At 69.5% G+C, this 11,648-nt stretch carries 10 protein-coding genes; 8 read left to right on the top strand and 2 right to left on the bottom strand.

The window, feature by feature from the left end; genetic code table 11:
* Positions 1-214: 214 nt before the first annotated feature.
* Positions 215-3,220, bottom strand: a complete 3,006-nt coding sequence (locus QSK25_RS43470) for an acetyl-CoA carboxylase family protein (protein ID WP_352237068.1) — start codon at positions 3,218-3,220, stop codon at positions 215-217.
* 177 nt (positions 3,221-3,397) lie between these two features.
* Between QSK25_RS43470 and QSK25_RS43465 the strand changes: the two genes are divergently transcribed.
* Complete coding sequence (locus tag QSK25_RS43465; protein ID WP_285647366.1) at positions 3,398-4,177, top strand: sporulation protein; 780 nt, start codon at positions 3,398-3,400, stop codon at positions 4,175-4,177.
* A gap of 97 nt (positions 4,178-4,274) precedes the next feature.
* Positions 4,275-4,547 (top strand): GlsB/YeaQ/YmgE family stress response membrane protein, encoded by a 273-nt coding sequence (locus QSK25_RS43460; protein WP_285647365.1) that lies wholly within the window; start codon positions 4,275-4,277, stop codon positions 4,545-4,547.
* On the opposite strand, the gene QSK25_RS43455 is transcribed toward QSK25_RS43460, so the two are convergent.
* Entirely contained in the window at positions 4,544-5,179 is a 636-nt protein-coding gene (locus QSK25_RS43455; RefSeq protein WP_285647364.1) for a TetR/AcrR family transcriptional regulator, read from the bottom strand. The genes QSK25_RS43460 and QSK25_RS43455 overlap by 4 nt on opposite strands.
* A 93-nt stretch (positions 5,180-5,272) precedes the next feature.
* Here QSK25_RS43455 and QSK25_RS43450 point away from each other — a divergent pair, with 93 nt between their 5' ends.
* The 6 genes from QSK25_RS43450 to QSK25_RS43425 are packed head-to-tail and all read left to right on the top strand — an operon-like array spanning position 5,273 to position 11,646.
* Positions 5,273-6,418, top strand: a complete 1,146-nt coding sequence (locus QSK25_RS43450; protein ID WP_285647362.1) for an acyl-CoA dehydrogenase family protein — start codon at positions 5,273-5,275, stop codon at positions 6,416-6,418.
* A 10-nt stretch (positions 6,419-6,428) separates the two neighbouring features.
* Positions 6,429-7,625, top strand: a complete 1,197-nt coding sequence (locus QSK25_RS43445; protein WP_285647361.1) for an acetyl-CoA C-acetyltransferase — start codon at positions 6,429-6,431, stop codon at positions 7,623-7,625.
* 2 nt (positions 7,626-7,627) lie between these two features.
* Positions 7,628-8,386, top strand: a complete 759-nt coding sequence (locus QSK25_RS43440) for an SDR family NAD(P)-dependent oxidoreductase (RefSeq protein ID WP_285647378.1) — start codon at positions 7,628-7,630, stop codon at positions 8,384-8,386.
* A 14-nt stretch (positions 8,387-8,400) separates the two neighbouring features.
* Entirely contained in the window at positions 8,401-9,528 is a 1,128-nt protein-coding gene (locus QSK25_RS43435; protein ID WP_285647360.1) for a hypothetical protein, read from the top strand.
* Positions 9,525-10,952 (top strand): substrate-binding domain-containing protein, encoded by a 1,428-nt coding sequence (locus QSK25_RS43430; RefSeq protein WP_285647358.1) that lies wholly within the window; start codon positions 9,525-9,527, stop codon positions 10,950-10,952. Before QSK25_RS43435 ends, QSK25_RS43430 begins: the two co-directional genes overlap by 4 nt.
* Positions 10,939-11,646, top strand: coding sequence for a hypothetical protein (locus QSK25_RS43425; protein WP_285647356.1), 708 nt, complete (start codon positions 10,939-10,941; stop codon positions 11,644-11,646). Before QSK25_RS43430 ends, QSK25_RS43425 begins: the two co-directional genes overlap by 14 nt.
* Positions 11,647-11,648: the final 2 nt, after the last annotated feature.

Genomic DNA, 11,648 nt, shown 5'->3' with positions numbered 1-11,648 from the left:
GGCGGAGCGCTTCGAAGCGGACCCGGTAGTCCTCCAGTGTCGTCCGTGCTGCCATGCGTCCACCGTACTTTCCGACGTGAGAGGTGTCCAGTCACCTGTCGGAAACTCTGATGGTCAAGTCGTACCACTCAAGAGATGAACCAACGAGTCCAGCTGCCATGAGCCTGCGCAGGGTCTTCTTTTCCGCAGGGGCGACACTGACCACGGAATCTCCTCACCACGTGTCGATGAACGGGCGTTTCTTCCCTTCACGGCGGGAAGTTGCGGGGGCCAGCGCCGTGGCGATCCAGCGGCGCGTGTCGGCCGGGTCGATCACGTCGTCGATCTCGAAGACCGAGGCGACGTTGAGGGCTTTGCCGTGCTCGTAGGCCATCGCGACCATCTGCTCGTACCGCTGCTTGCGCTCCTCGGGGTCCGCGATGGCGTCGAGTTCTTTCTTGAAGCCGAGCTTGATCGCGCCTTCGAGGCCCATCGGCCCGAACTCGCCCGTGGGCCAGGAGACGGCGAACCGCGGCACCTTCAGGGACCCGCCGGCCATCGCCTGCGCGCCGAGGCCGTACGCCTTGCGCAGCACCACGAGTCCGAAGGGGACGGTCAGGTTGGCGCCCGCCACGACCATGCGGGTGAGGTGGCGGACGGTGGCGGTGCGTTCGGCGTCGGGGCCGACCATGAACCCCGGGGTGTCGGTGAGGCTGACGACCGGGAGGTCGAAGGCGTCGGCGAGCTGGAGGAAGCGGGCGCACTTGTCGGCGGCGTCGGCGTCGATGGCGCCGCCGTTGACCGCGGGGTCGTTGGCGATCAGCGCGATGGGGCGGCCTTCGACCTTGATCAGCGCGGTGACGATGGCCTTGCCGAAGCCCGCACGGAGTTCGAGGACGCTCTCGGTGTCGGCGAGGGTGTCGATGAGGGCGCGGACGTCGTAGGCGCGGAGGCGGTTCTCGGGGACGGCGTGGCGGAGCAGCCGCTGGTCCGCGCAGCGCCAGGAATTGTCGGTGCCGTCTGGGAGAATTGAGTCCAGGGGTCCCCCCGGCGGCGCGGGCGAAGGCCGCGCACTCGGCGAGGGGACGCCTGCGGCAGCCTGGAAGTACGAGAGGTACTTCTTGGCGACGGCGACCGCCTCTTCTTCGGAGCCGACCGCGATGTCCACGACGCCGTTGGGCACCTGCACGTCCAACGGCCCGATGTCCTCCGGCCGGAACACCCCCAGCCCGCCGCCCTCGATCATCGCCGGGCCACCCATGCCGATGTTCGCGCCCTCCACCGCGATGATCACGTCGCACGTCCCCAGCAGCACCGCGTTGCCCGCGAAACACCGCCCCGCCACCACGCCCACCAGCGGTACCTGGCCGCTGAGCTGCGCGAACGCGTGGAACGAGCCGCAGTCGAGGCCGCTCACCATGCTGTGGTCGGTGTCGCCGGGCCGTCCGCCGCCGCCCTCGGCGAACAACACCACCGGCAGGTTCTCCTGCTGCGCCAACGCGAAGAGCCGGTCCTTCTTCTGGTGGTTGCGCAGGCCCTGGGTGCCGGCGAGCACCGCGTAGTCGTAGGACATCGCCACGACCCGTGAGCCGTTCACGACGCCGATGCCCGCCACCATGCCGTCGGCGGGCGTGCGTTCGATCAGGTCCTCCAACGACCGCCGCTGCCGTTGCGCCGCGATCGCCAGCCCGCCGTACTCGACGAACGAGGAGCAGAGGTCGGCGATGTTCTCGCGCGCCGTCCGCCCGCCCCGCGCGTGGCGCCGTGCATCCGACTCCGGACGTGAGAAGTCGTGCCGCGCCAGCACCTCGGCGAGGTCCGGCCGGACATGTGCGGGATCCACGGCGGCGACGTCCTCTGCGGACTCACCGGCGCCGGACGCGAGCACCTGGCCCTCTGCCACCGTGTCGCCCACCGACACCAGCACGTCGCCGGACACCCGCACGACGTGCTGCATCTTCATCGCCTCCAGCACGACGGAGTCCGGCGAGACAGCGACCACCGTCCCGGCCAGCGGGGCGAGCTGACCCGAAACCGGCTCGGCGGCGATGAAGTCCGTGGTGGCGCCGACGATGTCCTGGGTCAGCAAGGACTTCAGGAACTCCAGGTTCGTGGACACGCCGGACACCGAGAACTCGCCCAGCGCCCGCCGCGCCCGGTTCAGGGCGACGTCCAGGTCCTCGCCGTGCACCACGAGCTTCGCGAGCAGGCCGTCGTAGGCGGTCCCGACCCGGTACCCGACGTACCCGTGCGTGTCGACGCGCACCCCGGGTCCGGCAGGCAGCCCGAAAGCCGACAGCACCCCGCCCGAGGTCTGGTTCAGGCGCACCTGCACGGCGGCACCGCGGTCCAGCGGCGTGTAGTCGACGTCGCCACCCCAGGCCAGCAGCAACTGCGTCCGGACGAGGTCCACACCGGACACCATCTCGGTCACCGTGTGCTCGACCTGCAGACGGGGATTGACCTCCAGGAAGGCGTAGGAGTCCCCGGACACCAGGAACTCCACGGTCCCCACCCCGGTGAACCCGGCAGCGGAAGCCAGCGACACCGCGGCCGAGTGCAACGCCTTGCGCAGCTCCGGCTCCAGCAGGGGAGCGGGCGCTATCTCGACGACCTTCTGGTGCCTGACCTGCAACGAGCAGTCGCGGTCGCCGATCACCGCGGTCCCGACGAGCTGCACCTCGATGTGCCGCGCGGCGGGCATCAACCGTTCCAAGTAGACGTCGCCGTTCCCGAACGCCGCCAGCGCCTCGGCCCGGCACGCCTCCACCGCGGCATCCAGCTCGTCCGCCGAGTGCACGGCCCGCATGCCCTTGCCACCACCCCCGGCGACGGCCTTTACCATGACCGGAAAGGAACCGGGCACGGCGTCCAGCACCGGAATCCCCAGCGACGCCGCCAGTTCCCGCGCTCGCCGCTTGTCACCGAGCAACTCCAGAACGTCAGCGGAAGGCCCCACGAACGTGAGTCCGCGCGCGGAACACGCCCGGGCGAACGCGGCGTTCTCGGACAGGAATCCCCACCCCGGATGCACCGCGACACAGCCGGAAGCGGCGTCCAGCAGTTGGTCCACGTCCAGGTACGGGGAGGGCCCGGACAGCGCCACGGCCCGGTCCGCCAGCTGCACGTGGAGCGAGGAAACATCGTCCTCCGCATACACCGCCACGGTGCGAATCCCCAGGTCAGCCGCCGCGCGCAGGACGCGGACAGCCACCTCACCCCGGTTGGCGACGAGCAGCACGGGCAACCTCCTGAGCGACCGCTTAGTATGTGACGGCGGTCGCATGTTGCCATCTGAAGTCAACGGAAGTCCATACGGAACCGATCGGGGTGGTGAGGCGTCAACGGAACACTTCGCCGCAAACGGGCGATCCAGTTGGCAGACTCCCCGCAAACCGAAGGGCTCCAGGAGGCCGCAGTGGTGTTCAAGAGGATGATGCGCGCGTTCGGCGTGGGCGGGCCGACTGTCGACACGGTGCTGACGAACCCGAACGTCAGGCCCGGCGAGGTGCTGTCCGGCGAGGTGCGCATCGCGGGCGGCGACCACCCCGCCGAGATCGACCACGTCACGCTCGCGCTGCTCACCCGCGTCGAGGTCGAGAGCGGCGACAACGAGTACAACACCAACATGGAGTTCCACAAGTTCTCCGTGGGCCAGCGGATCCTCGCCCAGCCGCACCAGAACATGTCGCTGCCGTTCCAGTTCCAGGTGCCGCACGAGTGCCCGTTGAACGTCGTCGGCGGCACGCAGCTCTCCGGCATGCAGCTCGGCCTGCGCACCGAACTCGAGGTCCGCGGCGCCGTCGACCCCGGCGACCTCGACCCGATCTGGGTACACCCGCTGCCGTCGCAGGACGCCGTGCTCCAGGCGTTCGGGCACATGGGCTTCCGCTTCACCAAGGCGGACAACGAGAAGGGCCGCATCTACGGCGTCCCGCAGCAGCTGCCGTTCTACCAGGAGATCGAGTTCTACCCGCCGCCGCAGTTCTCCGGCCGCCTCAAGCAGGTCGAGCTGACGTTCGTCACGACCCCGCACGAGCTGCACGTGATCCTCGAGGCCGACAAGCGCGCCGGCCTGCTGCGCTCCGGTGGCGACGCCTACGGCCGGTTCGCCGTCTCGCACCAGCAGGCGGTCGGCACCGACTGGACCGCGACGATCAACCAGTGGATGGCGCAGGTCTCCGGCAGCCGCTGGTAACCCGAACGGACGACGGCGTTACGCCTCGTGCTGCGTGTTCTGTCCTCTGAAGGGATGATCTCGGCCAAGATCCGAAATCATCGCGGAGGAGGCGGTCATGGGCATCGGCAGCATCATCGGTGCGCTCGTCATCGGTCTGATCCTGGGCGTGCTCGGCCGGCTGTTCGCGCCGGGCAAGCAGAACATCCCGATCTGGCTGACGATCATCGTCGGCATCGTCGCCGCGTTCATCGGCACGTGGATCGCGCGCCTGCTCGGCGTGGAGGACACGCCCGGCATCGACTGGATCGAGCTCATCGTCCAGGTCATCGTGGCCGCCGTCGGCGTCTCGGTGGTCGCCGGGATGTACGGCAGGAAGTCAGTCAGCTAGAAGTCGGTCAGCTGGTTGGGACGGACCATCCGCAGGACGAGGTCGGCGTACAACGCGCCGATCTCGTCCGGCGTCCGCTTCCCGTCCGGGTGGTACCAGCGCGCGACGTCGATGCACAGCGACAGCACCGCGAGCGTCGCCCCCTTGACGTCGGGCACGTCGAACACGCCCGCCTGCACGCCGTCCTCGATGAAGGACCGCATCCGCTGCTCGATCTGCCGGCGCAGCTCCGCCACCTGAGCGTGGTGTTCCGGCGAGAGCGCGCCCAGTTCGTACTGCACCACCCGCGCCGTCGTGTGGAACTCCGCGTGCCAGCCCGCGAACGCCGCCACCGCGTTCTTCAGCCGCTGCGTCGCACCCTCGCCCTCGATGCTCGACAGCAACGCGAGCGACGTCTCGTGGCCGACGAGCGAGATGTTGAACAGAAGCTCCTCTTTGGACCGGTAGTGGATGTACACGGCCGCCGGTGACATTCCCGCCAACGAGGCGATGTCCCGGGTCGTCGTGGCGTGATATCCCTTGCCTGCGAACGCCTGGACGGCCGCGATGAGCATCCGGCGGGCGGCGTCGGGGGTGACCGTGCGCCACGTCTCGTCGAGCAGCGCGAACCCGTCCAGTCCGGTCGTCGTCATCGGGCGGCTCCTAGCGTGTTGACAGGTGATGGATCGTACTGCACGCTAAGCGTGCGCTTAGCTCTAAGCAACCGCTTAGTATGGAGGTTAGTCGTGCAGCGGACGCTGTTCAACGAGGATCACGCCGCGTTCCGGGAGTCGGCGAAGGCGTTCGTCGAGCGCACGATCACGCCGAACGTCGAGAAGTTCATCGAAGAGCGCGTGATCGACCGGGACGTGTGGCTGGAGGCCGGCCGGCAGGGCCTGCTGGGCCTCGAGATCCCGGAGGAGTACGGCGGCAGCGGCGCGAACGACTACCGCTTCAACACCGTCTTCGCCGAGGAACTCTGCCGGGTCAACGCCGCGGTGGCGTCGTCGCTCGGCATCCACGGCGACGTCGTGGCGCCGTACCTCGTCGACCTGTGCACCGAGGAGCAGAAGCAGCGCTGGCTGCCCGGCATGTGCACCGGCGAGATCAAGACCGGCATCGCGATGACCGAGCCGTCCGGTGGCTCCGACCTCGCGGCGCTGAAGACCAACGCCGTGCGGAACGGTGACGACTGGATCCTCAACGGCTCCAAGACGTTCATCACCAACGGCTACACCGCCGACATGATCGTCGTCGCGGCCCGCACCGACCCGTCCAAGGGCGCGCGCGGCATCACGCTGTTCGCCGTCGAGACCGGCATGCCCGGCTTCGAGCGCGGCCGCAAGCTCGACAAGGTCGGCCAGCACCCGTCCGACACCGCGGAGCTGTTCTTCTCCGACGTGCGCCTGAGCCAGGAGCACATGATCGGCGAGGAGGGCCAGGGCTTCATCTACATGATGGAACGCCTGCCGCAGGAACGGATCGGCGCCGCCATCTCGAACCTCGCGCACGCGCAGGGCGTCTTCGAGGAGACGCTCGAGTACGTCAAGGAGCGCAAGGCGTTCGGGCAGGCCATCGGCAAGTTCCAGCACAACAAGTTCCTGCTGTCCGAACTGCGCACCAAGCTCGACGTCACGCAGGCGTTCGTCGACACGCTGACCATGCAGCACGTGCGCGGTGAGCTCAGCCCCGTCGAGGCGGCGCAGGCGAAGTACTGGAGCGCCGAGGTCGAGAACGACGTCATCGACGCCTGCGTGCAGCTGCACGGCGGCTACGGCTACATGACCGAGTACCGCGTCGCCCGCGCGTGGATGGACGCCCGCGTCACGAAGATCTGGGCCGGCTCCAACGAGATCATGAAGGAACTCATCGGCCGCGACCTGGGCCTGTAAGGAGAACGGCATGGCTGAAGCGGTCATCGTTTCCACGGCCCGGTCGCCGATCGGCCGTGCCCGCAAGGGAACTCTCGCGACACTGCGGCCGGACGACCTGGCCGCGCAGGTGATCTCGGCCGCGCTGGGCGAGATCCCGGCGTCCGAGATCACCGACCTGCACCTCGGGTGCGCCGAGCCGCAGGACGAGCACGGGCAGAACATCGCCCGCCGCGTCGCCGTGCAGCTCGGGTACGACGCGCTGCCGGGCACGACGGTCAACCGGTTCTGCGCGTCGTCCGTGCAGACCGCGCGGATGGCCTTCCACGCCATCAAGGCGGGCGAGGGCAACGCCTTCCTGTCCGCCGGGGTCGAGTGCGTGTCGCGGTACGTGCACTCCGGCACGCCCTCGTCCAACCCGCTGTTCGACGAGGCCCAGCAACGGACCCTGGACACCGCCGCGTCGAACGCGCCGTGGACGGACCCGCGGCTGGACGGCAAGCTGCCCGACTACTACATCGCGATGGGCCAGACGGCCGAGAACGTCGCGACGCAGCTCGGCATCTCGCGGCACGACCAGGACGAGTTCGGCGTCCGGTCGCAGAACCTCGCCGAGAAGGCGATCGCGGACGGGTTCTTCGCCCGCGAGATCACGCCGGTGACGTTGCCCGACGGCACGGTGGTGTCCGCCGACGACGGCCCGCGCGCCGGGGTGACCTACGAGGCCGTGGCCGGGCTGAAGCCCGTCTTCCGCCCCGAGGGCACGGTCACCGCGGGCAACTGCTGCCCGTTGAACGACGGCGCGGCCGCGGTCGTGATCATGAGTGACGTGCGGGCGCGTGAACTCGGGCTGACCCCGTTGGCGCGCATCGTGTCCACGGGCGTGTCCGGGCTCTCGCCGGAGATCATGGGCCTCGGCCCGGTCGAGGCCACGCGGCAGGCGCTCGGCCACGCCGGTCTGTCCATTTCGGACATCGACCTGGTCGAGATCAACGAGGCGTTCGCCGTGCAGGTGCTCGGATCGCAGCGCGCGCTGGGCATCGACATCGACAAGCTCAACGTGCACGGCGGCGCGATCGCGCTCGGCCACCCGTTCGGCTCGACCGGCGCGCGGATCATGACGACGCTGATCAACGGCATGCGGGCCCGCGACGCCCAGTTCGGTCTCGAAACGATGTGCGTCGGCGGCGGTCAGGGCATGGCGATCATCCTGGAAAGGCTTTCGTGACGATGGGAATCCTGGACAAGTTCCGCCTGGACGGGAAGGTCGCGATCGTCACCGGCGCGTCCTCCGGCCTCGGTGTCGCGTTCGCCAAGGGACTCGCGGAGGCGGGCGCGGACGTCGTGCTCGCCGCCCGTCGCGCGGACAGGCTCAAGGAGACGGCCGCGCTCGTCGAGGCCACCGGTCAGCGCGCGCTGGTCGTGCAGGCCGACGTGGCGCGGCCCGAGGACTGCCGCGAGGTCGCCCGCGAGGCGGCCGAGTTCGGCACCGTCGCGGTGCTCGTGAACAACGCCGGCGTCGCGTCGGCGGTCCCGGCCTCGCGGGAGACGCCGGAGGAATTCCTCGGCGTGATGGACGTGAACCTCAACGGTGCCTACTGGATGGCCCAGGCGGCCGCCGCCGTCATGAAGTCCGGCGGTTCGATCATCAACATCTCCAGCGTGCTCGGCCTCGTCACCGGCGGCATCCCCCAGGCCGCGTACTCGGCGTCCAAGGCGGGCCTGCTCGGCCTCACGCGGGACCTCGCGCAGCAGTGGACGGGCCGCAAGGGCATCCGCGTCAACGCCATCTGCCCCGGGTTCTTCTCCTCCGAGATGACCGACCAGTACCCGCCCGGTTACCTCGAGAAGATCCAGGCCTCGCTGCCATCCGGGCGAATCGGTGACGCGGAAGAACTAGCCGCGGCCGTTTTGTTCCTGGCCTCCCCGGCGGGCGGTTACGTTACCGGCGAGACGCTCGTCGTCGACGGTGGTGCCGTGATCGTCTGACTCCAGGGGGAGCCGTGCGGGAGCCCGAGTTCAAGATCGTCGACCCGCGAAGACGGTTCCTGCTGTGGTTCGTGCCGCCGCTGGCGGTGTTCGTGGCCGGGCTGGTGGTGCTGCTCGTCTCGGGGCACGTCACCGGCCCGTTCAAGTCCGTCACGGTCGTGCGGGCGCTCTTCGCCTCCAAGCGCGACTTCTTCCAGGACGAGCAGGTCAAGCGCATCCTGATGGCGCGCGGCTACCAGGTGCACGTGACGCCGATCGGGTCCCGCGACCTCGCCGAGAAGCCCGACCTCGACTCGTACCACTTCGTCTTCCCGTCCGGGCACGTGGCGAACGAGCACGTCAAGGCGCGCCGGGCCGGCAAGCACGTCGTGCCGTACCGGCCGTTCTTCACGCCGGTGGTGCTCGCGACGTTCCGCGAGTACGCCGAGGCGCTCGTCAAAGCCGGTGTCGCGAAGCCGCACCACGGCGGTGACAAGCCGTTCTACTACACCCTCAACGTGAACGGGTTCGCCGAACTCGGCAAGCAGCGGTGGAAGGACATCGACCCCGGCCTGTCCAACGGCAACCGGGTCATCGCCCAGTCGCCGGACCCCTGCAAGGCCTACTCCGGCGCCACGCTCGTCGGGTTCTTCGCCACCGCCCTCGGTGACGTGCCACCGCAGACCGTCGAAGAGGCCGAGAAACTGGCCCTCGCCGTCAAACCGCACATCGACGCGCAGGGCCAGGCCGGCGAGGACATGGCCCCGAAGTACTTCGTGCCGGAGGGCCGCACGCACGCCGTGATCGCGGTGATCTACGAGCACCAGTACATCGCGTACCAGTTGCGGCAGCAGAACTTCGACACCGAACGCGTCCTGCTCTACCCGACCAAGCAGCACCAGAGCACGCCCGAGCTGATCTCGTTCACGCCCGAGGGCGACCGCATCGGCGAACTGATGATGAACGACCCGGACCTGCGCCAGCGCGCGGTCGAACTCGGGTTCCACTCGCTCGGCTGGAACGGCGAGACCGGCACAGACTTCGGCGGGTACATCGCCGGACGCGGCCTGCCGGAACCGCCTGCCGGCGAGATGGGCAGGGTGGAACTGCCGAAGGCCGAACTCTTCGAGCGCATGCTCGACGTCGTCGGCGACTGCGGATGAGGCTGCTGGCGCTGGTCGTGCTCCTGGTGCTGACGGCGTGCACGGCCAGCACCCCGCCGCCCGTCCGGCTGAAGATGCTCGCGAGCACGGAACTCGCCGACCTCGGACCCGTGCTGGCGGAGCTGCAGCGCGCCACCGGGGTCGAGCTGACCGTGGAGCACCGCGGCACCGTCGAGGCGAGCAGGTCGCTGGACGGGTTCGACCTGGCCTGGTTGTCCACCACCAGGTTCCTGCGGCTGCGCGGCACCGAACCCGAGCTGGCGGCGAGCATCATGACGTCGCCGGTGGTCCTCGGCGTGCGGCCGGGCAAGCGGGCCGTGCTGGGGGAGCGGCCGACGTGGGCGGACGTCGCGGACCGCGCCGCGCTGGGCCAGTTCCACTACGGCATGGCCGATCCACGCGTCTCCGGCGGCGGGATGGCCGCGTTGATCGGCGTGGCCACGGCCGCCGCGGGCACCGGCGCGCCGCTGCGGCCCGAGGACGTGAGCTGTGACCGGCTGCAGGGGTTCCTGACGGGCCGGGCGTTCGACGTGCCCGACGCCGTGGGCGAGTTCGCCCGGCGGTCCGATGTGGACGGACTGGTCGCACACGAGTCGGAACTGCTGTCGCTCAACGCCTCCGGAAAGCTGAGCGAGCCGCTGGAGATCGTCTACCCGCGCGACGGCATCGTGCTCTCCGACTACCCGCTGATGCTCGTCGAGCCCGAGCACCGCGCCGCCTACGACCGGGTGGTGGAGTGGCTGCGGTCGCCCGCCGCGCAGCAGATGATCGCCGACCGCACGTGGCGCCGTCCCGTCGAGTCCTCCGTGCAGCGCAACGAGAAGCTGCGCGCCGACCTCGGCACCGCGCTGTACTTCCCGGACAGCACGGAGGTGATCGACCGGCTGCTGCTGTTCCACGACCGCGCGGGCGACGGCCGCCAGGTGGTCTTCGTGCTGGACTACTCGACGTCGATGCGCGGGCCCCGCCTCGCCGGGCTGCGCGAGGCGTTCGCGTCGTTGAACGGCTTCGACCGCTTCTACGTCGGCGAGACCGTGACGATCGTGCGGTTCGCGGGCACGGTTCTCGAGGAACGCTCCATCACCGTGCGCGGCAAGGAGGACCTCGACGCGCTGCTGGCCGTCGTGGCGTCCGACGACCTGCGCGACAACACGGCCATCTGGGCCGCCCTCGACCGCGCCCTGCACCTCGCGCGCGGCGACACGGCGGTGGTCCTGATGACCGACGGCGAGAACAACGCGGGCCCGTCGCTGGACGAGTTCCTGCGGGTGGGACGCGGCGAGGTGCCCGTGTACCCGATCAGGTTCGGCGAGGCCTCCACGGCCGAACTGGACCGCGTGGCCCAGGCGAGCGGTGGCCGTCTGGTCGAGGCCGGCGCGAAGTCGTTGCTGGAGGCGGTGAGGGAGATCCGTGGCTGTCGATAGAGCCCTTTGGTGGTCGGTCTCGTGGGGCTGGACCCTGATCTGGGTCGTCACGCTGCTCGCGTTGATCGTCGTGGTCGTCCTGGCGTGGCAGCGGCTGCGGCACCGCGCCCCGGAACCCGAGGTGCCGGGCATCCTGTTCTACGTGCACGGCCAGCGCATGATCAACCTCTGCAAGGTGGGCCGCTACGACGACGCCGTGACCCGCCAGTTCGTCAAGCAGATCACCGTCACCAAGAACGGCAAGCTCCAGGTGGGCCCGAGCGAGTTCGGCATCGGCGTCGACGGCTCGGTCGTCGAGCAGAACACCGACACCTACGAGAAACCCGCCACCGAGATCGACGTCATCGGCGTGGTGCTCGCGGGCCTGCGAGCGGCCCACGGGGTGGTCGACGTCGACCTGACCACCCGGACCATGCGCGCCGACGAGGCGTGGCACCGCAGCAAGGCCAAGCGCCTCAACGACGTCCGCGACTACGTCTCCCTGCACGGCCGCTTCGAGGTGGGCGACGGCGACGACCCGGCCGTCCTGCACGCCCCCGTCGGCGACGGCAGGGTCCGCGTCGAGTGCGACACGGCGAGCCTGCGCGACACCCTGCCCCCCGGCCAGTTCAACGCCCGCTGCCTCGGCAGGGTCCAGTCCTGGAACGCCGCCACCGGCGAGATCGTCGTGCTGCCCGTCGTCGTATTCCAGTAGAC

Origin of the sequence: Lentzea sp. NBRC 102530 (genome assembly GCF_030269365.1) — a bacterium.
Taxonomy (GTDB): domain Bacteria; phylum Actinomycetota; class Actinomycetes; order Mycobacteriales; family Pseudonocardiaceae; genus Lentzea.
Note: the sequence above shows the minus strand (reverse complement) of the source record. Positions and strands in the feature narration are given on the sequence as shown.